Source organism: Actinopolyspora mzabensis (genome assembly GCF_900101095.1).
In the GTDB taxonomy this organism is placed as follows: Bacteria; Actinomycetota; Actinomycetes; order Mycobacteriales; family Pseudonocardiaceae; genus Actinopolyspora; species Actinopolyspora mzabensis.
Window position 1 is genome coordinate 147,925 of the sequence record NZ_FNFM01000007.1, and the last position, 22,125, is coordinate 170,049.

General features: G+C 68.7%; 19 protein-coding genes. 9 read left to right on the forward strand and 10 right to left on the reverse strand.

The genetic code is table 11. From position 1 onward, the window contains the following. Window positions 1-18: 18 nt before the first annotated feature. Entirely contained in the window at window positions 19-447 is a 429-nt protein-coding gene (gene msrB / locus BLR41_RS13295) for a peptide-methionine (R)-S-oxide reductase MsrB (RefSeq protein ID WP_092628577.1), read from the forward strand. A gap of 158 nt (window positions 448-605) precedes the next feature. Here the strand turns inward: msrB and BLR41_RS13300 are convergent, their stop codons facing one another. From BLR41_RS13300 to hemE, 5 genes are read right to left on the reverse strand one after another with little or no spacing between them, the layout of a single operon-like run. Further along, the gene (locus BLR41_RS13300) at window positions 606-1,010 is read right to left on the reverse strand and encodes a type II toxin-antitoxin system VapC family toxin (RefSeq protein WP_092628578.1); all 405 of its coding nucleotides are present in this window, start codon (window positions 1,008-1,010) and stop codon (window positions 606-608) included. Beyond that, window positions 1,007-1,243 (reverse strand): FitA-like ribbon-helix-helix domain-containing protein, encoded by a 237-nt coding sequence (locus BLR41_RS13305; protein WP_092628579.1) that lies wholly within the window; start codon window positions 1,241-1,243, stop codon window positions 1,007-1,009. The genes BLR41_RS13300 and BLR41_RS13305 overlap by 4 nt, the downstream gene beginning before the upstream one ends. A gap of 49 nt (window positions 1,244-1,292) precedes the next feature. Next, a complete protein-coding gene (gene hemQ / locus BLR41_RS13310) occupies window positions 1,293-1,991 on the reverse strand; it encodes a hydrogen peroxide-dependent heme synthase (protein WP_092628581.1) in 699 nt (232 codons plus the stop codon). 59 nt (window positions 1,992-2,050) lie between these two features. Beyond that, window positions 2,051-3,460 (reverse strand): protoporphyrinogen oxidase, encoded by a 1,410-nt coding sequence (gene hemG / locus BLR41_RS13315; protein WP_092628582.1) that lies wholly within the window; start codon window positions 3,458-3,460, stop codon window positions 2,051-2,053. 12 nt (window positions 3,461-3,472) lie between these two features. After that, window positions 3,473-4,552, reverse strand: a complete 1,080-nt coding sequence (gene hemE, locus BLR41_RS13320) for a uroporphyrinogen decarboxylase (protein WP_092628583.1) — start codon at window positions 4,550-4,552, stop codon at window positions 3,473-3,475. A gap of 352 nt (window positions 4,553-4,904) precedes the next feature. Here hemE and BLR41_RS13325 point away from each other — a divergent pair, with 352 nt between their 5' ends. From BLR41_RS13325 to BLR41_RS13350, 6 genes are all read left to right on the forward strand, one after another. Continuing rightward, window positions 4,905-5,483 carry a DUF3000 family protein gene (locus BLR41_RS13325; RefSeq protein ID WP_092628584.1) on the forward strand — a complete coding sequence of 193 codons (579 nt, stop codon included), beginning with the start codon at window positions 4,905-4,907 and terminating at the stop codon, window positions 5,481-5,483. A 591-nt stretch (window positions 5,484-6,074) separates the two neighbouring features. Then, a complete protein-coding gene (locus BLR41_RS13330) occupies window positions 6,075-6,728 on the forward strand; it encodes a response regulator (RefSeq protein WP_017976119.1) in 654 nt (217 codons plus the stop codon). An 89-nt stretch (window positions 6,729-6,817) separates the two neighbouring features. Next, window positions 6,818-8,083 (forward strand): HRDC domain-containing protein, encoded by a 1,266-nt coding sequence (locus tag BLR41_RS13335; RefSeq protein ID WP_092628585.1) that lies wholly within the window; start codon window positions 6,818-6,820, stop codon window positions 8,081-8,083. A gap of 298 nt (window positions 8,084-8,381) precedes the next feature. Further along, window positions 8,382-9,575, forward strand: coding sequence for an acetyl-CoA C-acyltransferase (locus BLR41_RS13340; protein WP_092628587.1), 1,194 nt, complete (start codon window positions 8,382-8,384; stop codon window positions 9,573-9,575). Next, window positions 9,572-11,680 carry a 3-hydroxyacyl-CoA dehydrogenase NAD-binding domain-containing protein gene (locus BLR41_RS13345; RefSeq protein WP_176797974.1) on the forward strand — a complete coding sequence of 703 codons (2,109 nt, stop codon included), beginning with the start codon at window positions 9,572-9,574 and terminating at the stop codon, window positions 11,678-11,680. Before BLR41_RS13340 ends, BLR41_RS13345 begins: the two co-directional genes overlap by 4 nt. A 300-nt stretch (window positions 11,681-11,980) precedes the next feature. Next, window positions 11,981-12,559, forward strand: coding sequence for a Uma2 family endonuclease (locus BLR41_RS13350; RefSeq protein WP_092628588.1), 579 nt, complete (start codon window positions 11,981-11,983; stop codon window positions 12,557-12,559). A gap of 58 nt (window positions 12,560-12,617) precedes the next feature. On the opposite strand, the gene BLR41_RS13355 is transcribed toward BLR41_RS13350, so the two are convergent. The 5 genes from BLR41_RS13355 to BLR41_RS13375 all read right to left on the reverse strand — a co-directional run bounded on the left by BLR41_RS13355 (window position 12,618) and on the right by BLR41_RS13375 (window position 20,273). After that, a complete protein-coding gene (locus BLR41_RS13355; protein ID WP_092628589.1) occupies window positions 12,618-13,790 on the reverse strand; it encodes a sensor histidine kinase in 1,173 nt (390 codons plus the stop codon). Then, on the reverse strand, window positions 13,790-14,506 hold the full coding sequence (locus tag BLR41_RS13360) for a response regulator transcription factor (RefSeq protein ID WP_092628781.1): 717 nt from the start codon (window positions 14,504-14,506) through the stop codon (window positions 13,790-13,792). Before BLR41_RS13360 ends, BLR41_RS13355 begins: the two co-directional genes overlap by 1 nt. Before the next feature lie 51 nt (window positions 14,507-14,557). Next, a complete protein-coding gene (gene dxs, locus BLR41_RS13365; RefSeq protein WP_092628590.1) occupies window positions 14,558-16,501 on the reverse strand; it encodes a 1-deoxy-D-xylulose-5-phosphate synthase in 1,944 nt (647 codons plus the stop codon). Window positions 16,502-16,779: 278 nt separating this feature from the next. Continuing rightward, the gene (locus BLR41_RS13370; protein ID WP_092628591.1) at window positions 16,780-18,039 is read right to left on the reverse strand and encodes a class I SAM-dependent RNA methyltransferase; all 1,260 of its coding nucleotides are present in this window, start codon (window positions 18,037-18,039) and stop codon (window positions 16,780-16,782) included. Window positions 18,040-18,236: 197 nt separating this feature from the next. Continuing rightward, complete coding sequence (locus tag BLR41_RS13375; protein WP_092628783.1) at window positions 18,237-20,273, reverse strand: APC family permease; 2,037 nt, start codon at window positions 20,271-20,273, stop codon at window positions 18,237-18,239. A gap of 415 nt (window positions 20,274-20,688) precedes the next feature. Here BLR41_RS13375 and BLR41_RS13380 point away from each other — a divergent pair, with 415 nt between their 5' ends. Together BLR41_RS13380 and BLR41_RS13385 are read left to right on the forward strand one after the other, a co-directional pair. Then, complete coding sequence (locus tag BLR41_RS13380) at window positions 20,689-21,354, forward strand: potassium channel family protein (RefSeq protein ID WP_092628593.1); 666 nt, start codon at window positions 20,689-20,691, stop codon at window positions 21,352-21,354. Then, window positions 21,354-22,025: a potassium channel family protein gene (locus BLR41_RS13385; RefSeq protein WP_092628594.1), complete on the forward strand. Its 672-nt coding sequence runs from the start codon at window positions 21,354-21,356 to the stop codon at window positions 22,023-22,025. The genes BLR41_RS13380 and BLR41_RS13385 overlap by 1 nt, the downstream gene beginning before the upstream one ends. The last annotated feature ends 100 nt before the right edge of the window (window positions 22,026-22,125 follow it).

Consider the following 22,125-nt stretch of genomic DNA (forward strand, 5'->3'; position numbering starts at 1 on the left):
CGGAATTATCGTGGAGGTATGGATCCGGTAGTGGGAACCACCCCCAAGGTCGTCAAGTCGGAACAGCAGTGGCGGGAACGACTCAACCAGGACGAGTACGCCGTGCTGCGGCAGGGAGCCACCGAAGCGCCGTACAGCGGTGACTACGTGGAGGAGAAGACCCAGGGCGTCTACGAGTGCCGCGCTTGTGGCGCCGAACTGTTCCGCAGCGGCACCAAGTTCGAGTCGCACTGCGGTTGGCCCTCCTTCTGGGACCCCAGCGACTCGGAAGCGGTCCTGCTCCGGGAGGACCGCTCGCACGGCATGGTGCGCGTGGAGGTGCTTTGCGCGTCCTGTCACAGCCACCTCGGCCACGTGTTCGAGGGAGAGGGCTACCCCACCCCGACGGACCAGCGCTACTGCATCAACTCCATCGCGCTGCGGCTGGAGCCGGACGAGAACGCCTGACCGAAAGCGGCGAGTGCGGGGAACCCCGGCCGGGAGCGGCTCATCCGGCAGTGAAGCAGCACGTGCTGCCCCGGCTGTCGATGATCACGGTCTCGGCCGGGGCCGGCGCGGAAGCACGTGATGAGAGTCCGTGCCGCCCTCCGAGCGCTCGACGATGCTCACGCGACGAGCTCGACGGTCGAGGAGAGGCCGGGTGCTCTGGCAAGCCGAGCGTCGGCGGTCAGCAGGGGCACGTCCAGAGTGGTGGCCAAAGCGACGTAAAGAGCGTCGTAGAAGGTAATCGCACCGCGCAGTGACCAGGCCATCTCGGCGAGCGGCCCGACGTGAGGGTAGCGCTGGTCAGCTACATGTCTGCTCGCACGCAGCGCTGCGTGAGCGGACTCTTGGTCCAGCTCCCCCCGCAGCTCCTTACGTCGCAGGAAGTTGCCCACTTCGGCGTCGAACTGATGAGGGACATGGCACTCGAGCTCGGGAAGGCGCATTCGGAAGGACCGCGCGGCGGATTCGGAGCTCGTGAGAGCGAGAAGCGCCGCTGAGGCGTCGATGACGACCAATGACGTCATCGACGATCGGCTTCCCGGTCCTCGACGATGCTGTCCACTGTCACACCGGTCCCGGTGTTCGTCTCCAGCACTCGCTCCATCCTCGCCAGAACCTCCGCCTTCGGAGTTCTCGACGCTTCCTCTTCCAACACACCACGTAGATACGCCTGCAGCGACTGACCCGATGCACGAGCCCGGGTGCGGTGAACCTCGTAAGCGCGTTCGGAGAGATCGCGAACTTGTATGGTCGCCATAGCACAACGTTAGCGCTGAATCAGCGCAAAATCAATTCAGCGCCGGAGCTCACGGCAGCCGCGCGACCAGGTCTTCCGTCCCGACTCGCGGTCCGGTGTAGAACGGGGTCTCCTCGCGCACGTGCAGCCGGGCCTGGGTGGCACGCAGGTGACGCATCAGGTCGACGAGCCGATGGAGCTCGTCGGCCTCGAAGGACAGGATCCACTCGTAGTCGCCCAGTGCGAAGGCGGGAACGGTGTTCGCCCGCACGTCCGGGTAGTCCCTGGCCTCCTTGCCGTGCTCGACGAGCATGTCCCGCCGCTCCTCGTCCGGGAGCAGATACCACTCGTAGGAGCGCACGAACGGGTAGACGCACACGTAGGCGCGCGGATCCTCACCGGCGATGAAGGCCGGGATGTGGCTCTTGTTGAACTCGGCGGGCCGGTGCACGGCCACATTGCTCCACACCGGCTCACTGGCCCGACCGAGCGGGGTCTCACGCCGGAAGTCCGAGTAGGCCGTCTGCAGGTCCTCGATCCGGGAGGCGTGCCACCAGATCAGGAAGTCGGCATCGGCACGCATACCGGAGACGTCGTAGACACCGCGCACCACGAGGTCCGAGGACTCCTCGATTCCTTCCAGGAAACGCCTGGTGTTCACCCCGGCCTTCTCCCTGTCGTCGGGGAGTTCCCCGGGCCGGACGCGAAACACCGACCACATGGTGTAGCGGATCGTATCGTTCAATTCGTCGTAGTTCAGGCGGGCCATACCGACCAGTCTGCCACCGCCCCCCTCCGCCGGGGAGGACAGGTGCTCGGGGAGGTGCCTCAGCTCGCGGCCAACTGGTCCGCGATCGCGGCCGCGGCCGACTCGCCGGTGCCGACGCAGGCGGGAACCCCGACGCCGTGCAGCGCGGCACCGGCCACCGCCAACCCCGGTGCCCGCGAGACCGCGTCCTCGATCCCGGCGACGATCTCGGGGTGTCCCACGCCGTACTGCGGCAGCCCACCACCCCAACGAACGACGCGGCTCTGCGAGGGAGCGGCGGTCACTCCGGTGAGTTCGGCCAGGTCGGCGCGTACCCGGCGCAGCAGTTCCTCGTCGTCCGGCCGCAGTTCGGCGGGATCTCCCCTGCCCACCGAGGCCCGGACCAGCAACTCCCCCTCGCCGCCGCGCAGATGCGGCCACTTGCGGCTGGAGAAGGTGAACGCCTTCGCGGTGAACGGGGTCCCGTCCGCGTGCCGCTCACCGCGGGCGATGAGCACTCCGGAGGCGGCGGGCAGCTCGACGTGGGACGGCAGGGCCAGTCCGATCACGGCCATGGAGGCGAGTTGGAGCCGACCGAAGCAGTCTGCGGCATCCGGAACGGGGTCGGCGAGCAGCTTGCGGGCGGCGGGAGCGGGCACGGCCAGCACGACCGCGTCCACGTCGAGCGTCCGAGGACTCGGGGCGGAACCGATGGACAGGCTCCAGCCCCGGGCCAGCGGACGCAGCGCGCGAACCGGCCGACCGAGCTCGAAACTCGCTCGCGAGCGCTTCCGCAGTTCGTCGAGCAACGTCTCGTAGCCCTGCCGGAACGCCCCGAACACGGGAGGCCGGTCCGTACCGGGCGGAGGTGGTTCGGGCATGGCCGCGTGGACGGCGGCAGTCAGCGACTCGGCGCCCGCGTCCAGCGCGTTCGCCAGCGTCGGCATGGTGGCGCGCAGGCCCAGGGCGTCGGCAGAACCGCCGTAGACCCCGCCGAGCAGCGGCTCCACGAGGCGTTCGACGACCTCGGACCCGAGCCGTTCCCGCAGCAGGGCACCGACCGAGACGTCGCCTCCGGACAACCGCAGTGGTTCGAGCGACTCCTCCCGCTCGACGGCACGCACCCCGCTCTCCGAGAGAACCCCGCTGACGGCCTCTCCGGAGGCGGGGACCCCCATGAGCATCCCCGCCGGCAACGAACGGCTCCCCCCGCCGGCACGCACCGTCGCCGACGCGGAACCGGGGTGAACCAGCTCCTCGTCCAGTCCGAGCTCAGCGGCGAGTCGGGGGACTTCCGGACGCCGGGCCAGGAACGCCTCGGCCCCGAGATCGTAGTCACGATCGGCGAGCCGAGCGGTGTACAGCTTGCCGCCGGTTCGCTCGGCCTGGTCGAACACGACGATCTCGGCATGCTCACCCAGCAGCTTCCGCAACCGGTGCGCGGCGGTCATCCCTGCGACGCCGCCGCCGATCACAGCGACTCTGGCCATGGTCAGCTCCGGTCAGTCTCGGCGGGAGTGCACGAACTCGACGAGCCTGGTCAGCACTTCGGGATCGGTGTCGGGCAGCACGCCGTGCCCGAGGTTGAAGATGTGCCCCCCGGCCGATTCGCCCTCCGCGAGGATCCGTTCGGTCTCGCCGCGCACGGAGTCCCAGTCCGAGAACAGCACCGCAGGATCGAGATTTCCCTGCAGCACCGGGCGCGCGGGCTGCAGCGGATCGATCCGCGCCGCGGCCGTGTCCAACGGGACCCGCCAGTCGACTCCCGTCACGCTGGCGCCGGCTTCGTGCATGGCTCCGAGCAGTTCACCCGTCCCCACGCCGAAGTGGATCCGCGGCACCTCGTCGCCGGTGTACTCCGCTATGCCCCGCAGGATCCGACTGGTGTGCGGCTGCACGTAGGTGGCGTAGTCACGGGGGGAAAGCGCGCCTGCCCAGGAGTCGAACAGCTGAATCGCGTCGACCCCGGCGTCGACCTGCACCCGCAGGAATTTCAGCGTGGTCTCGGCGAGCTTGCCGAGCAGCGCGTGCCAGGTTTCCGGGTCGGAGTGCATGAGCGCCTTGGTGCGCTCGTGGTTGCGGCTCGGGCCACCCTCGACGAGGTAGGAGGCCAGGGTGAACGGGGCCCCCGCGAACCCGATGAGCGGGGTCCGTCCCAGCTCGCCGAGCAGCAATCGGATCGCCTCGGCCACCCCTTCGACGTGTTCGGTCTCCAACTCGGGCAGGGCGGCCACGTCGGCGGCACTGCGCACCGGCTGGTTGACCACCGGGCCGGTGCCGGAGACGATGTCCAGCCCCACACCGGCGGCGTACAGCGGAAGCACGATGTCGCTGAAGAGGATCGCGGCGTCCACGCCGTGCCTTCGGACCGGTTGCATCGTGATCTCACACACCAGTTCGGGCGTGAGGCAGGCCCGCAGCATGGGAACGCCTTCCCGTACCCGGCGGTACTCCGGCAACGAACGCCCCGCCTGACGCATGAACCACACGGGGGTGTGCTCGGGAGTTCCGCCGTTCGCGGCCACCAGCAACGGAGCATCGTCGAGCCCGCGTCGGTTGGAGACGTGCGTGGGATGGGTCATCGGAATCCTCCGCCGATTCGAAGGGGTCAGGGGCGCCGTAGGGCCGAATCCGGGCCCCGGCCGCCGCCGTGACGCAATGTCGCGGAGCCGGCAGGACCACGTCCGGACAAGCGCAATGGGGCTCCTCGGAGGTCCTCGCGGAACGGCTTGCGCGGGTGGCCGGGTGAGACGGCACGCCCACCGACGTCTCGGGCACCCCGGAGCCCCTCCACCCGGGTGGCCGGATCCGCCTGGGACGGACCCGACCTCATGTTCGCACGCCGTACGAGGAAGCCGAGCGTCCGGTCCACTGTTCGTGATCTCCGGCGTGGCGTCGCCACGTGGTTGCGAACAGGTCTTACAGTCACCTGCTGTGACCGAGATGTCGGCTGTTCCCATGGTTTTTCGGGACGCGGTGGCAACACTGCAGGCCCCGCCTCCCCGCAGGGAGATAGAGCTCAGCGAGATACGCCCACCGAAGCGGCTCGCTCCGTGGACCTATGCGCTGGCGGCCGAGACGAGCGGTCCCGAGGGTACGGCCGTCACGGCCCGACTCGTGCTGCTGCACGACCCGGAGGGGCAGCCCTCGTGGGAGGGGGTGCTGCGACTGGTCGTCTACCTGCGGGCCGATGTGGGAAGCGAACTGGCGGGCGACCCCGGGCTGGCCGAGCTCGGCTGGTCGTGGCTGACGGAAGCGCTGCACTCCTGCCGCGCCGGCCACACGGCGCTGGGCGGAACGGTTACCGAGACCTGCTCGGCCAGGTTCGGTGACATGGCGGAACCGGCGCGCGAGCACGAGCTGGAGCTGCGGGGTTCCTGGACTCCTTCGGACAGCGAACTGACCGCGCACGCACGCGCTTTCCAGGAAGTGATCGGCACCGCGGCCGGGCTGCCGCCCGTCGGCGTGAGCGTGTTGGGCAACCGGAGCACGGAGCGCCGCAGGCACGGCTGAACACCTCCGGCGTACGGATCGCTGTCGAGTGGGCGCCCGGTGAGTTGGCGCCCGGTGAGTTGGCGCCCGGTGAGTTGGGGCCCGGTGAGTTGGGGCCCGGTAAGTGGGCGACCCGGTGGGGGGCGGCGCCCGTCGAACGGTCACTCAACGGCGGAGCGGGCCAACCGGACGCCTCGGCGGCGCCTCCCGCAAGGCGCGGGCCCTCGGGGTTGCCGGAGGACCGGAACGAGGGCGACCCGTAGCGCACCGTTCCGATATCGCAGGAGAGACGGAGATCGAAAGATCTGTATCGAATCACTACGCTTCGGCGTTAACACTGTTTTCTAGTATCACCCGAAAGAAGTAGGCAGCGTCACATCGAGGACAACTCGATCGGGATACATACCCGTTTGATCGTCCCAATAATCCGCTCGGACGGTTACGCTACAACCTGAACGACACCACTTTCGGTCGATCAGTGGCGCGGCTGATCGGCCGAGAGTCCCGGTGCCGGTCGGGGGGCACGACCGACTCCAGGGAGGTAGTGACGTGGCTGCCGTCGGCTTAGGTCAGGCCGCTCGTACCACGCCAGCCGGTGCATTGCCGGCTAACATGGTTCCGCACCCGCGGGAAGAGCTGTTCACGGTGCTCGTGGTGGACGATCATCCGCTGCTCCGGGAGGCCATATCCTCCCGGCTGCTGCAGATGGGCGCCGGCACGGTGCACGAAGCCGCATCGATGGCCGAGGCCAAGGCACGCGCCTTGGCCACCGGTCCGTGCGACCTGGCAGTCCTCGATCTGGGACTGCCCGATGGGACAGGTGTAGACCTGGTTACGGAATTACGTACCCAGGGCTGGCCACGGATCGTGGTGCTCGCCTCGTCCGACGACCCCTATGCGGTTCGGGCCGCGTTTCAGGCGGGAGCACAGGCATACCTGCTGAAATCGGCCTCACCGACCGTGGTCACGGACGGCGTGCGCCGCGTGCTGGACGGTGGTGTGTACGCCGATCCGAACGTGGCTCCGGTGTTGGCCGCCGGTACCCGGGTTCCGGGCACCGACAACACTCCGCGCGAGCTCTCCGCTCGTGAGATCGAAGTGTTGCAGCTGGTGGCGGACGGCCGATCCAACAAAGAGATCGGCGAAACGCTCAATCTGTCCGCTCTGACGGTGAAGAGTCACCTGTCGAGGATCGGACGCAAATTGGGCACCGGAGACCGGGCCCAGATGGTCGCGTTGGCAATGCGAGCCGGAGTGATTCGATGATCTGACAACCGCCATCGAACCGGTCGGCGGACGGTGAATCGGACCGTTCGGTCCCCTCAGTCGATAGAGGGACGTATCGTCTGTGAGCCGTGGATGCTGTTCACCCCGAATCCGCCGAACCGGACCATTCCGAACCAGTGTTGCTGACACGTCCCTCCGGTGGGGTCCCACCGGTGGTCGAGCAGCCCCGATCCCTGCGTCTCGCCGCCGCGGCACTGGCGGCGGGCAGTGGGCCGATCGCGATCGATACCGAGCGCGCCTCCGGGTACCGCTACTCGCAGCGGGCGTATCTGCTGCAGTTACGCCGGGAGGGCACGGGCACGGTACTGATCGACCCGATCGCGCTGAACGGGGATCCGGGGCCGCTCGTCGCCGCACTCGGTGACACGGAATGGGTACTACACGCGGCCTCGCAGGACCTGCCGTGCCTGGCCGAACTCGGCCTGCGTCCGGACCGGCTCTTCGACACGGAACTGGCGGGCCGACTGGCCGGCTACGAACGAGTGTCGCTCGGCGCACTCACGGAGCGGCTGCTCTCGTACCGGCTGGAGAAGGGACACGGTGCGGCCGACTGGTCGCGCAGACCGCTGCCCCGCGAGTGGCTGGTGTACGCGGCGCTCGATGTGGAGCTGCTGGTCGAACTTCGTGCCGCGCTGCGCGCGGAACTCGACAAGCAGGGCAAGCTCGACTGGGCCATGCAGGAGTTCGAAGCCGTTCGCACGGCTCCGCCGCCACCCGCACGACCGGAACCGTGGCGTCGGACCTCGGGAATCCACCGGCTGCGCACTCCGGTACAGCTGGCGATCGTGCGCGCGCTGTGGCAACTGCGCGACGACATCGCCCGCCGCCGGGACATCGCACCGGGACGGATCCTGCCGGACAGCTCGATCATTCGGGCGGCGCGGGAGAACCCGACCACCAGGGAGGACCTCGTCGCACTGCCGGTGTTCGGTGGCAAACAGCAGCGCAGGCGGTCCGAGCAGTGGTTCGAGGCGCTGCGGGGCGCACGCGAGCTGCCTCCCGAGGAACTACCCGCCACCACCCCACCGAACGACGGACCACCACCCACGAACAGGTGGGCCGAGCGGGACGCGGCCGCGGCCTCCCGGTTGAGCGCGGTTCGGAACGTGCTCTCCGGTATCGCCGAGCGGAACAACCTACCGGTGGAGAACCTGCTGCTGCCGGATCTGGTGCGCAGGCTCTGCTGGCAGCCCCCCTCGGACGGAGGTGCGGCCTCGATAGCGGCACAGCTGCACGAACGCGGTGCCCGACGCTGGCAGGTGGAACTGACGGCGGAGCCGATCGCCAAGGCGATGGACGAATCCGGCGGCGAGACTTCCGACCAGGTGAAATAATCCGTTCGATTCACGGGCCTCGGCTTCGGCTCCCACTGCTCCGCCGGTGGTGTCACGGATGTGGTCCAGCAGACATCGATCCCACTGGTTACCGTTCGGTAATGAACGCTAGAGTGCACGTTACCGGCCGGTAGCGGCCTGGCCAGCCGTCGGGCAGCGGAGCCGTCCGGCCTGGCGCGTACCCACATCGACGCGTACCCACATCGACAAGGAGCACGCCGTGGCAGCACCTGCGTCGGCAACAGCCGACACGAGCAGCGGCCCCGCATCGGCGGGAACGCCGCGTGCCCTCAGGAACGTGGTCTTCGTCGACGGCGTCCGCACGCCGTTCGGCAAGGCAGGCACCAAGGGCATCTACGCCGAGACCCGCGCGGACGATCTCATCGTCAAGGTCATCCGTGAACTGTTGCGTCGGAATCCCGACCTCCCCCCGGAACGGATCGACGAGGTCGCCATCGCCGCCACCACCCAGATCGGCGATCAGGGACTGACGATCGGCAGGAACGCGGCCCTGCTCGCCGGACTGCCCAAATCCGTACCGGGTTTCGCGATCGACCGGATGTGCGCGGGCGCGATGACGGCCGTCACCAACATCGCGGGGGGCATCGGGTTCGGCGGCTACGACATCGCCGTGGCGGGCGGGGTCGAGCACATGGGCAACCACCCCATGGGCGAGGGGGTGGACCCCAACCCTCGATTCGTTTCCGACAACCTGGTCGACTCCTCGGCACTGGTGATGGGCTCCACCGCCGAGAACCTGCACGACCGGTACCCGAACCTGACCAAGGAACGCACCGACGCGTACGCCGCGCTCAGCCAGCAGCGCTACGAGGCGGCCGCGAAAGCGGGCAGGATCGGCGCGGACCTGGTCCCGGTGGCCACCCGCTCCAGCGAGTCCGGTTGGGGCCTGGCCACCGCCGACGAACCTCCCCGCCCCGGCACCACCGTGGAGTCCCTGGCGGGACTCAAGACTCCCTTCCGGCCGCACGGCCGGGTGACTCCGGGCAACTCCGCCGGCCTCAACGACGGTGCGACCGGCTGCGTGGTCGCCGACGAGGAGACCGCGCGCGGACTGGGGCTTCCCGTCGGGATGCGCATGGTCGGCTACTCCTTCGCCGGCGTGGAGCCCGAGGTCATGGGAGTGGGCCCGGTACCGGCCACCGAGAAGGCACTGCACCGGGCGGGGCTGTCCATCGACGACATCGGGCTCTTCGAGATCAACGAGGCGTTCGCGGTCCAGGTACTGGCCTTCCTGGAGCACTTCGGAATCGCCGACGACGACCCCAGGATCAACAAGTGGGGCGGGGCGATCGCCTGCGGGCACCCGCTGGCCTCTTCGGGCGTGCGGTTGATGACCCAGCTCTCCAGGCAGTTCGCCGAGCATCCGGAGGTCCGCTACGGCATCACCACCATGTGCGTCGGCTTCGGCATGGGCGGCACGGTGATCTGGGAGAACCCGAACCACGACGAGACCGCCGGGGGCGCCAAGTGAGCATCGACAGCGATTCCGCAGCACTGTTTCCCGACGAGGTCGTGACCCGCGCCCACACCCGGCTCGTCGAGGTCCCGGGACTGGACGGCAGGGTCGCGCTCGTCACCATCGACAACGGTCACGATCACACCAAGCCGTCCACCTTCGGTCCGGCCGGGCTCGCCTCGCTGGACTCCGCGCTGGACGAGGCGTTCGCGGCGGAACCGGCCGCCATCGCGGTGACCGGTAAGCCGTTCGTGTTCGCCGTAGGGGCCGACCTGTCCGGGATGGGCCAGCTCAGCGAACGGGAGTACGCGCACCGGATCGCCAAGGCGGGCCACGACGTGTTCCGGCGGCTGACCGAGTCCGAGATCCCCACCTTCGCCTTCGTCAACGGCGCGGCCCTGGGGGGCGGGCTCGAACTGGCCCTCTCGTGCCACTACCGCACCGTGGCCGACAACGCGGGCGCGATCGCGTTCCCAGAGTGCTTCCTGGGACTGTTCCCGGGCTGGGGCGGGACCCAACTGCTGCCCAACCTGGTCGGCGCGGACCAGGCGGTAACCGTGATCCTGGAGAACTCGCTCAACCAGAACAAGATGCTCAACCCCGGCAAGGCCACCGGCATGGGCATCTTCGACATCCAGCTCGAATCTCCCGACTTCCTGGAGGAGTCGCTGCGCTGGGCCGTGCGGGTGGTCAACGGATCCAGCACCGTGCAGCGCGCCGAGATCGACCGCGGCCAGGGCTGGGACGACGCGATCACTCGTGCGAAGGAGATCGCGGCGAGCAAGACGCACGGCGCCTCACCGGGCGTGAACAAGGCCGTCGAGCTGCTCGAACTCGCCAGGAACAACGACCTCGACGCCGGTTACGCGGCCGAGACCGAAGCACTCGCCGACGCGCTGATGACCGACGAGCTGCGTGCCGGGCTCTACGCCTTCGACCTCACGCAGAAGCGGGCGAAGAAGCCGGCCGGAGCACCGGACAAGTCCCTGGCCAACGACGTCAACAAGGTGGGCGTCGTCGGCGCGGGGCTGATGGCCGGGCAACTGGCGCTGCTGTTCGCACGCCGCCTGGAGGTGCCGGTGGTACTCACCGACATCGACCAGGGACGCATCGACAAGGGCGTGGCCTACGTGCACGGCGAGATCGACAAGCTCGGCGCGAAGGGGCGACTCTCCTCCGACGGAGTGAACCGGCTCAAGGCGCTGGTCACCGGTTCGCTGGACAAGAGCGCCTTCGCCGACGCCGACTTCGTCATCGAGGCCGTGTTCGAGGAGATGTCGGTCAAGCAGCAGGTGTTCGGCGAGTTGGAGCAGCACGTCTCACCGGAGACGGTGCTGGCCACCAACACCTCCTCGCTCTCGGTCGGCGAGATGGGCGCGAAGCTCGCCCATCCGGAACGGGTGGTCGGCTTCCACTTCTTCAACCCCGTCGCGGTACTGCCGCTGCTGGAGATCGTGCGCGGCGAGCGGACCGACGACACCACGCTGGCCACGGCCTTCACGGTCGGCAAGAAGCTCAAGAAGTCCTGCGTGCTGACCGCCGACACACCCGCCTTCGTGGTCAACCGGCTACTGACCCGTTTCCTCGGCGAGGTCATCGCCTCGGTCGACGAGGGAACCCCCTTCGAGGTGGCCGACCGGGCGCTGAACCCGCTGGGGCTGCCGATGAGTCCGATGGTGCTGCTGCAGCTGGTCGGTCCCGCGATCGCACAGCACGTCAACGAGACCATGCACGCCGCCTACCCGGACCGGTTCGGTCTCAGCGACAACCTGCGGCGGTTCGTCGACGCGGGCAAGACGGGCGTGTGGACCACCGACGAGGCGGGCAACCAGATCGTCGACCCCGAGGTCGCCGAGCTGTGGCAGCAGGGCGACGAACCGCTCTCCGAGGAGCAGGTCCGTGACCGCGCGCTGCGCGCGTTGGCGGAAGAGGCGCGGATCATGCTGGACGAGGACGTCGTCGTCGAGGCCGCGGATCTCGATCTGTGCATGCTCCTCGGGGCGGGATGGCCGTTCTGGCTGGGCGGCATCACCCCCTACCTGGACCGCTCGGGTTACTCCGAGCTGGTCAACGGCAAGCGCTTCCACCAACCCGGGGTAGCCAGCCTGCCCAGCAGCTGAGCGATCGCTCCGGAAGTCCGGTTGGTAATCACGGAGTGACCGGTGCTCGAGGGCCGGGACGGTACCCACCGTCCCGGCCCTTCTGGTGTGGCGCGGTCCGCGACACCCGAGCGGAGAAGGCGTTCCGCACGGATTCCTCGGAGCCCGTGCCGGTTCGAGCCCCGCGACGGCGCCCGCGTGGGTATCCTCGGAGCACCGCTGTCCCCGGCGCACAGCTGCTCCCGGAGCACGGCGAATCGCACGCACGGCGGCTCGCCGGTCGTGGCATGATGGATCACGAACGAGGTGAGGTGATGCTCGGTGACCGCGCTTGTACAGCACGAGATCGGCCCGTTCACGATCGACGACTGGCACGCGCTGCCCGCCCGCGCCGACGGATCGCGCCTGGAACTGCTCGAGGGGTACTGGCTGGTGACGCCACCACCGAGCGGCCCGCATCAGTGGGCCGAGAAACAGCTCGTGAACTTGCTCGACAGGGCTATCGCGTCCACGCCGAACGCGCTGTACGCGGTGGGTGGCATCGGCGTGGAGAGCGGCACCGAGCGGCGGACGGCGCTGATCCCGGACTTCGTGGTGCTGGACACCGCTCCCCTCGGTAACTCGTTCGGCGCCGAGCACGTACGGCTCGCCGGAGAGATCTGGTCACCCGGCAACACCGCACGGGAACAGCGCGACAAGCTGGACGCCTGCGCCGAGGCGGGCATCCCGTTCTTCTGGAGCGTTGCCCAGGACGGTCGCGGGCCGACCGAGCTGGTGGCATACCGGTTGGACGAGGGACGGTACGCCCCCGCCACATCGGTGCGCCTGGGTGACGGACCGGTACACCTCGAGGAATCACCCGCACCACTGGAACTGGACATCGCCACCCTCCGGCTCTGAGGAAGCCACACAGCGGTGCTCTCGCCGGTGGGGAGTTTCCGGGACGGTTTCGCGGAGCTCACCGCGCTGCTGGCAGCCACACGGTCACCGAGAGCCCGCCGCCCGGAACCGGACACGCCGAGACGGTGCCACCGTGCGCGCTCGCCGCGGCTCGCACGATGGACAGGCCGAGCCCCGCGCCCGTGCGGGCGGTGCGTTCCGCTCCTGCCCGTCGGAACGGTTCGAACAACCCGTCCACCCGCTCCGAGGAGACCTCGGTCCCGGACGAGGAAACCGTCAACGAGGTCCACTCCCCCGAAACAGCGGTGACGACGTCGATCCAGCCGCCCTCGGCGTTGTAGCGCACCGCGTTCTCCAGCAGGTTGCCCGCCACTCGTTCCAGCAACGCCGGATCACCCATCGCGAAGGCCGGGGCAGGGCTGAGCTCCGTACGCAGCCCGGACGCGCACGTCTGCTCCTCCAACGGCCGCAACGCGCCACGTGCCAACTCGGTTAGATCGACCGGCTCACGACTCGGCAGCTCGGCCCCCTCGGTACGGGCGAGCAGCAGCAACGATTCGACGAGTCGCTGCGATTTCGCCGTCGCATCGCGCACCACTCCGGCCATCCGGCGCAGCTCGGCCGCGTCGGCGTTCGGATCGGACAGGGTGACGTCGAGTTCGGTGCGGATCACCGACAGCGGCGTGCGCAGCTCGTGGCTGGCATTGGCCACGAAACGGTGCTGGGACTCGAACGCGCTCTGCAACCGGTCCAGCATTCCGTCGAAGGTTTCGGCCAGCTCCGCGACCTCGTCCCGGGGGCCCCGCAACCCGATCCGCTCCCCCAGCGATCGTGCGGAAAGCCTGCGTGCGGTGCCGGTGACCGAGTGCAGTGGCCGCAGCACCCTGCCGCACACGGTCCACGCAGACACCGCGGCCGCCAGCACGACGGCCACGAAGGCTACCCCGCCGACCAGCAGCACCCGCTCCCGCGCCCGAGCACGCAGCGCCTCGGCGAGTTCACCCGCGGAGACCGGCACGCCGTCCACCCGCACCGTACTTCCGGGAGGCATGCGCGGTACGGCGGCCACCACGTCGCCGACCAACAACCAGCCGAGCCACAACAACAGACCGCTGACCAGTGCGACCAGCACGGTCGACAGCAGCGTCAGCCGCACCCGCAGTCCGGGTCCGCGCCGCGCGGGTGCTTCGGCGGGCGCGGGACGTTCCACCGAACGAGCCCGGAACAGCATCACTTCTCGCCGGCACCGGAGACTTCAGCGTCCGTGTCGGACGAGGTCCCCGAGCCGGCGGAGGGCACGCGGTAACCGGAACCGACCACCGTGTCGATGACGCCCGGGTCACCGAGCTTCTTCCGCAATGTCATAACGGTCACTCGCACGGTGGTGGTGAACGGATCGGCGTACTCGTCCCACACCCGTTCCAGCAGTTCCTCGGAACTGACCACGGCGCCGCGCGCGGCGAGCAGCACCTGCAGCACCCCGAACTCCTTGCGGGTCAGATCCACCTCGCCACCGCTCCTGCTGACCCGCATCCTGGCGGAGTCCAGTTCGAGATCGTGCGCGGTCAGCAACGGCGGTGTGGCGGGTGTGGAACGCCTGCCCAGCGCGCGCACCCTGGCCACGAGCTCGTCGAACGCGAACGGCTTCGCGAGGTAGTCGTCGGCACCGAGCGAGAGCCCCTCGACGCGGTCGGCCACCGTGCCGCTCGCGGTGAGCATCAGAACCCTGGTGAGCTCCTCGGAGGCGACCAACTCGGCGCACAGCCGGTCACCGGACAACGAGGGCAGATCACGATCCAGCACCACCACGTCGTAGCGAGTGACCGCGACCTTCTCCTGAGCGTCGAGGCCGTCGTAGGTCACGTCCACGGCAAGCCCTTCCCGCTTCAGCCCACGCGCGATCGCGTCGGCGAGCGGCTGTTCGTCCTCCACCACAAGGATCCGCACGTGTTCACCGTGCCACAGCACGGCCGTTCCGGACGATCAGGGAGCGCGGGATCACTCGGCTCGCGGCGTGTCCAGATCGGTGGTGATACCGGTCTCGTCCTCGTCCAACTGCCCTTCGAGTCGGTCGGCCACCCACTCGGTGATCCGGCGAGCCACGTCCTGCTCGGTGAGTCCGAGTTCGGCGAGCACCTCACCACGCGAGGCGTGTTCCAGAAAACGATTCGGAATCGCGAGGTCCCGCAGCGGGACGTCGATGTCCGCGTCACGCATGGCGGCCGCCAACGACCACCCGAAACCACCGTGCCGACCGCAGTCCTCGAGCGTGACGACGAGCCGGTGGTACCGGGCCATCTCGAGCACGGCCCCCGGAACGGGAACCACCCAGCGCGGATCCACCACGGTCACACCGATCCCCTGTGCGGAGAGTCGTTCCGCGGCGGCGACGGCGAGCTCCCCGAACGCGCCGACCGCGCTCAACAGCACGTCCCGTTCCTCGTGTTCCGCCGGGCGACGCAGCACGTCGACACCCTCGACCCGTTCGAGGGCGGGAACCTCGTCGATGACCGTTCCCTTCGAGAACCGCACCACGGTGGGGCCGTCCTCCACCGCGACCGCCTCCCGAAGCTCCTCACGCAGCGTCGCCGCATCGCGCGGGGCAGCGACCCGAATCCCCGGGATCATCCCCAGGACGGAGAGGTCCCACATGCCGTTGTGGCTCGGCCCGTCGTCACCGGTGACGCCTGAGCGGTCCAGGGTCACCGTCACCGGCTGCCGATGCAGCGCCACGTCCATGAGCAACTGGTCGAACGCGCGGTTGAGAAACGTCGAGTACACCGCGAACACCGGATGCAGGCCGCCCATCGCCATCCCCGCGGCCGAGGTCATGGCGTGCTGCTCGGCGATGCCCACGTCCACGCAGCGCGCTGGGTAGTTCCGGGCGAACTTGTCCAGACCGGTGGGCCCGAGCATGGCACCGGTGATCGCGACGATGTCGTCGCGCTCCCCACCGATACGGACGAGCTCGTCCGAGAACACGTTGGTCCAGCTGGTCGCGGTGGGCCCGGTGGGGGCGCCCGTGGCCGGGTCCATGACCTTGACCTGGTGCATCTGGTCGGCCTCGTGGTTCTCGGCGGGCGCGAAGCCGTTGCCCTTCTGCGTGACAGCGTGCACGATCACCGGGCCGCCGAACGTCTTGGCCATCCCCAACGCGTAGTCCAGCGCCTTGAGGTCGTGCCCGTCCACCGGCCCCAGGTACTTGATCCCGAGGTCGGAGAACATCACCTGTGGGCTCAGCGCGTCCTTGATGCCCCGCTTGGCCGCGTGCAGCCCGGTGTAGAGCGGCCGCCCCACCACCGGGAGACTGCGCACGGTACGACGCCCGTTCTCCAACGCCCGCTCGTAGCCGGGACGCAACCGCAACGAGGCCAGGTGCTCGGCCAGCCCGCCGATCGTGGGGGCGTAGGAACGCCCGTTGTCGTTGACCACGATCACCAGCGGGCGTTCCTGATCGGCCGCGATGTTGTTGAGGGCCTCCCAGCACATGCCTCCGGTCAGCGCCCCGTCGCCGACGACGGCGACGACGTGGCGGTCGGAGTCGCTCAGCTGGATCGCCCGTGCCAGACCGTCGGCATAGGACAACGAGGTGGAGGCGTGACTGTTCTCGACCAGGTCGTGCTCGCTCTCGGCCCTCGAGGGGTAACCGGACAGCCCGTCGCGTTTTCGCAGCCGGTCGAAACCCTGCTGCCTGCCGGTGAGCATCTTGTGCACGTAGGACTGGTGCCCCGTGTCAAACACGATGGGGTCGCGCGGTGAGTCGAACGCACGGTGCAACGCCAGGGTCAGCTCGACCGCACCGAGATTCGGCCCGAGGTGCCCACCGGTACGCGATACCTTCTCGATCAAGAAGGATCTGATCTCGGCGGCGAGCTCGACCAACTCACCGTGCTCCAGGCGCTGGACATCGGCCGGGCTGTGCACGGACTCCAGCAGCGTCACCGCTCCACCTCGCTCGTCGTGACCGACTACAGGTCTCGGGGCACGGACACGACTCCCGTTCGCGGAGCGGCCCGTCTCCCACGGCACGCGGCTCCCGTTCCGGGAACCGCGCTTCGAACTTTCACTTCGCACATCACGTGCCTGTCGTGATGTATTACATCGTCACGTGTTTCAGGGTCATGCACTACGGGGTCATGTAATACAGGGTCACCACGCGACTTCGCCAGTCTACGGAGCCACGAACGACGTGGTTCCACAAGGCGTAGTGACGCGCTGACTCACGAGTTCCGTTCAGTGTCCTCCAACAGAGCGATGCATTCCACGTGCTGTGTCATGGGGAAGGCGTCGAAGGCCTCCAACCGCCTCAACCGGTAACCCCGCTCCCGAAAGAGCCCGACGTCGCGTGCCAGGGAAGCGGGATCGCAGGCGACGTGGACGATCCGGCCCGGCCGTGCGCGGGTGATCGCGTCCACCACCCCGCTGCCCGCTCCCTTGCGCGGCGGATCGAGCACCACCACGTGGGGGGCGGGCACGGTCGGATCGGTAACCACGCGCTCCACCCGGCCGGAGCGCACCCGCACCTGCGGCAGATCGGCCAGGTTGGCCTCGGCGTCGCGCACCGCCGACTCCCCGGACTCGACGAGCAGCACGTCACCGTTCGGGCCGGCCTGGTTCCCGAGCACGGCCGCGAACAGTCCGACACCGCCGTAGAGGTCCCATGCCCGGCCACCGGGAGGGACGTCGGCCATCCGGGCGACGACTTCGGCGAACCGGTCGGCGGCCTCGGGGTGCACCTGCCAGAACCCCTCCGAACGGACACCCCACTCCCGCCCCAGCGCGGTCTGGTGAGCGATCCCCGTTCCCCGTACCTTCCGAGCGGCCCGGGTGGGGCGGCCGCCGCCGCGACCGGAGCGCCGGGGCCGGACCGAGTGCTCGGTCACGTGCACCTCCCCCGAATCGTCCCTGGTGACGGCAACCTCGGCCCCCGGGTTCCAGGAACGGGAAACGACATCGTCGAGTGCGCCCTCCACCGTGATCGGGCAGTCCCGAACCGGTATCACCCGGTGACTGCGGTGCGCACGAAAGCCAACCGCGCCGTCGTCGTCCACCGCCAACCGGACACGGCTGCGCCAGCGCAGCGGACCACCCGGCAGCGGTAACACCTCGACCGGGTACTCGACCCCGGCCAGTCTGGTGAGTTGCTCGGCCACCACGGCGGCCTTCAGTTCCCGCTGAACGGCGGGGTCGACGTGCTGCCAGTCACAGCCACCGCAACGATCGGTTCCGCGTGAGATGTCGGCCAACGGACAGGGCGGTTCCACCCGGCCGGGAGCGGCTTCGATCACCGACACGGCATCGGCCCGGCAGAACCCACCACCACGGTCCTCGGTCACCAACGCGTCCACGGTCTCCCCGGGCAGGGTGTGCCGCACGAACACGACCCGACTCTCGTACCTGGCGACGCAGTGCCCGCCGTGGGCCACCGCACCGATCTCGAGACGAAGCCGTCGTCCCGTCCAGTCCGGTTTGTCATTCACCAGTTCTCACGCCTCCAATCGACGGTGGCTTCCGGCGGACCAGCGGCGCGGAAACCGATGCGGCGACAGTAGCGACGGCCTGCCATGAGCCGCGGCGGCCCAAACCCGGACGCAGCGGCGCGGAGGCGGACACATCGAGCAGCGAACCTCGATGAGTGGAGGTACCGAACCGGCACGGACATGCGTCGGGGCGGGGATCAACGCTGCCCGCTGTCCCTCCCACCGTTGTTCTTCTCCCCGTTGCCCTCGTTCCCGTCTTCGGCTCCCCAGCGCACTGAGCGGCGGGGCGTGGGGGCACGCAGATCGACCCTGGTGGAGGACTCCAACTGCCACGGCACACTGGTGACCATCACACCCGGCTCGAACAACAACCTGCTCTTGAGGCGGAGCGCACTCTGATTGTGCAGCAACTGCTCCCACCAACGTCCGACCACGTACTCCGGGATGAAAACGGTCACCACATCGCGCGGACTGTCCCGCCGGATCCGCTTCACATAGTCCACGATCGGCCGAGTGATCTCACGGTAGGGGGATTCGAGCACCTTGAGCGGGACCGTGACGTCCCGTTCCTCCCAGGCGGCCACGAGCCGTCTGGTGTCCGAGTCGTCGACGTTGACAGTGATGGCCTCCAGCTCGTCGGGGCGGGTGGCGCGTGCGTAGGCAAGTGCCCGCATGCTCGGCAGGTGCAACTGCGAAACCAGCACCAGGCCGTAGTTGCGGGAGGGCAGTACCGTCGGCCCGTCGGTGCGACTCAGCTCCGCGCTGACCCGGTCGTAGTGCTTGCGTATGCCACGCATCAACAGGTAGCCGGCGACCATCGCGGCGATCGCGATCCAGGCACCGTGCAGGAACTTCGTGATCAGCACGATGACGAGTACCGTGGCGGTCATCGCGAGCCCGATCGAGTTGATCACGCGGGCCCTGCGCATGCTGGCCCGGGCGGACGGATCCTCCTCGGTACGTAACCGCCGATTCCAGTGTCTGATCATGCCGCTCTGACTCAGCACGAACGAGACGAACACACCGACGATGTAGAGCTGGATCAGCTTGGTCACATCGGCCTCGAACACGAGGACCAGCACGGTGGCGAACCCGGCCAGGAACAGGATTCCGTTGGAGAAGGCGAGCCGGTCGCCCCGGGTGTGCAATTGCCGCGGCAGGTACCGGTCCTGGGCCAGGACGGACCCCAGCAACGGGAAACCGTTGAACGCGGTGTTGGCGGCCAGCACCAGGATCAACCCGGTGAAGAAGATCAGGTAGTAGACGGCGGGGGTGACCCCGCCGAACACCGCGTGGGCCAGCTGCGCGATCAGCGTCTTCTGCTCGTAGCCCTCCGGCGCCCCGATGAGCTGGTGCTGCGGATCCTCGGCGATGACCACACCGGTGATGCGGGCCAGCATGAGCAGCCCCATGAACATGGTGACGGCGAGCAGCCCCATCCACAGCAGGGTCGTGGCGGCATTGCGCGGTTTGGGCTTGCGAAAGGCGGGCACACCGTTGCTGATGGCCTCCACACCGGTCAACGCGGCGCTGCCGGAGGAGAAGGCGCGCAGCACGAGGAAGACGAAACCGAGTCCGGCGATATGAGAGGGCTCCTGGGCCAGTTCGAAGCCCGCGCTCTCGGCTCGCAACTCCTCACCGCGCACGTAGGTGCGGTAGAGGCCGAAGCCGATCATTCCCAGAATACCCAGCACGAACGCGTAGGTGGGCACGGCGAACGTGGTGCCGGACTCGCGGGCCCCCCGCAGATTCACGGCGGTGAGCAGGGCGATGGCGCCCACCGCGAAAGCGACCTTGTGCGTGGCCACGAACGGCACGACCGAGCCTATGTTGGCGGCGGCCGAGGAGATGGAGACGGCGACGGTGAGCACGTAGTCGACCAGCAGCGCGCTGGCGACCACGAGCCCCCAACGGCGGCCGTGGTTGGTGGTGGCCACCTCGTAGTCGCCGCCCCCGGAGGTGTAGGCGCGCACGTTCTGGCGGTAGGAGGCCACCACCACCAGCATCACCGCGACGACGACGAGGCCGATCCACGGGCTGATCGCGTACGCCGATATGCCGGCCACGGACAGCGTGAGCAGGATCTCCTGCGGAGCGTAGGCCACGCTGGACATCGGGTCCGACGCGAACACCGGTAGGGCGATGCGTTTGGGCAGCAGCGTGCGCGACAACCGGTCACTGCGGAACGGTCGGCCCACCAGCAGACGCTTGGTCACGGTCGCGAGCTTGGACACGGCCAAGAGCGTAGGAGGCAGCCCACGAACCGCTCCCGCGGGATCGCCCACCCGAGCCGCGTCCCGGGGCGGCACGGGTCTTCGTGGCATCATCCGCTGGCCACTCCCGCCAACGGTGGTGTGCCCGGGCGCAACAGGCCGAAATCGGTGGCCACGAGCTCGCTGCGCACCGGAAACCGAACACCGGGGTCTCGCCAGGACCCCTGGGTGAGTGAGCCCCGCTTCACTCGATACGGTGCACCGGCCCGCGTCGACTCAACGCGTCGTGTCGAGCCGAGTCGTCGTCCGTCACCGGGCCGAGCCGTTCCGAGACACGGAGACTCGGCACAGCGACGGGTACTGTCAGAGCTGTGGGAAGGGTCACGGATCCCGACACAGTGGGTCCGGCAACCAGCCGAGAGCGAGGAAACCGGTCGTGCATGTCGTGATCATGGGCTGTGGCCGAGTGGGGGCTTCCCTCGCGGCCGCACTGCAACGGCTCGATCACACCGTGGCAGTCGTGGACAAGAACGGTGAGTCCTTCCACCGGTTGAGCAAACAGTTCCACGGTCAGTGTGTGACCGGGAACGGTTTCGACCGGGACGTACTGGTCGAAGCCGGGATAGAACGGGCGGGCTCCTTCGCCGCCGTCTCCAACGGGGACAACTCCAACATCGTCTCGGCACGGGTGGCCCGGGAGACCTTCGGTGTGGGCCACGTGGTGGCACGGATCTACGACCCGAAACGGGCCGAGGTGTACCAGCGGCTGGGGATCCCCACGGTGGCCACGGTGCCGTGGACCACCGACCGGTTCCTCCGGATGCTGCTCCCGGAAGGAGTGGCAACGGAATGGCGGGACCCGTCCGGGAGCGTGGCCGTGCTGCGCCTGCCGTTGCACGAGAGCTGGGTGGGTAGGCGCACCCGTGACCTGGAAACCGCGACCGGGTGCCGGGTCGCGTTCATCATGCGGTTCGGCAACGGCGTGCTGCCGAAGTCGGACACGGTGGTGCAGGCCGACGACACCGTTTACGTGGCTGCGCTGTCGGGAACGATCACCGAGATAACCGCGACGGCGCAGCGCCCACCCGAGGAGACCCAGTGATGCGCATCGCCATAGCCGGAGCAGGCGCGGTCGGGCAGTCCATAGCGGGCGAGCTCCTCGAAGGCGGGCACCAGGTAATGCTCATCGAGCGCTCGGCGCAGAACTACCAGCCCAGAGCCATTCCGGGAGCACAGTGGGTGCACGCGGACGCCTGCGAGCTCTCCTCGTTGGAGGAGACCGGCATCGAGACCTGCGACGTGGTGATAGCCGCCACCGGTGACGACAAGGTCAACCTGGTGGTCTCGCTGCTGACCAAGACGGAGTTCGCGGTGAGGCGAGTCGCGGCACGGGTGAACGATCCGCACAACGAGTGGTTGTTCAACGAGGCGTGGGGAGTCGATGTCGCGGTCTCCACCCCGCGCATGCTGGCCGCGATGGTGGAGGAAGCGGTCAGTGTCGGTGACATCGTCCGGCTCATGACGCTGCGGCAGGGCCAGGCCAACCTGGTGGAGATGACCCTGCCCGAAGGAGCTCCGCTGGCGGGCCGCAGGGTCCGTGATCTGACCTTGCCCGCGGACGCCGCGCTGGTCACGATCCTTCGCGGCGGACGGGTCATCGTTCCGCAGCCCGACGACCCGCTGGAAGTGGGTGACGAGATGCTCTTCGTCGCCTCGGGCGACGTGGAACGCCGGATCAGCGAACTGGTGCACGACCCGCCCGACCCGGCCTGAGAAGCACCGGTCGCGAAACGGCGTTCACGACTCGCCCGAACGGCCGGTCCGAACGGTCGGTCCGAACGGCCGGGAGGGACACGTGGCGACACCTCCCGGC

Bases quoted from the DNA above. Each gene is read 5' to 3' on its own strand.
- hemQ (WP_092628581.1), bottom strand. From the start codon at position 1,991: ATGGCCCGCCTGAACTACGACGAATTGAACGATACGATCCGCTACACC.
- hemG (WP_092628582.1), bottom strand. From the start codon at position 3,460: ATGGCCAGAGTCGCTGTGATCGGCGGCGGCGTCGCAGGGATGACCGCC.
- BLR41_RS13385 (WP_092628594.1), top strand. From the start codon at position 21,354: ATGCGCATCGCCATAGCCGGAGCAGGCGCGGTCGGGCAGTCCATAGCG.
- BLR41_RS13300 (WP_092628578.1), bottom strand. From the start codon at position 1,010: ATGACGTCATTGGTCGTCATCGACGCCTCAGCGGCGCTTCTCGCTCTC.
- BLR41_RS13355 (WP_092628589.1), bottom strand. From the start codon at position 13,790: ATGCTGTTCCGGGCTCGTTCGGTGGAACGTCCCGCGCCCGCCGAAGCA.
- BLR41_RS13330 (WP_017976119.1), top strand. From the start codon at position 6,075: ATGGTTCCGCACCCGCGGGAAGAGCTGTTCACGGTGCTCGTGGTGGAC.
- msrB (WP_092628577.1), top strand. From the start codon at position 19: ATGGATCCGGTAGTGGGAACCACCCCCAAGGTCGTCAAGTCGGAACAG.
- hemE (WP_092628583.1), bottom strand. From the start codon at position 4,552: ATGACCCATCCCACGCACGTCTCCAACCGACGCGGGCTCGACGATGCT.
- BLR41_RS13305 (WP_092628579.1), bottom strand. From the start codon at position 1,243: ATGGCGACCATACAAGTTCGCGATCTCTCCGAACGCGCTTACGAGGTT.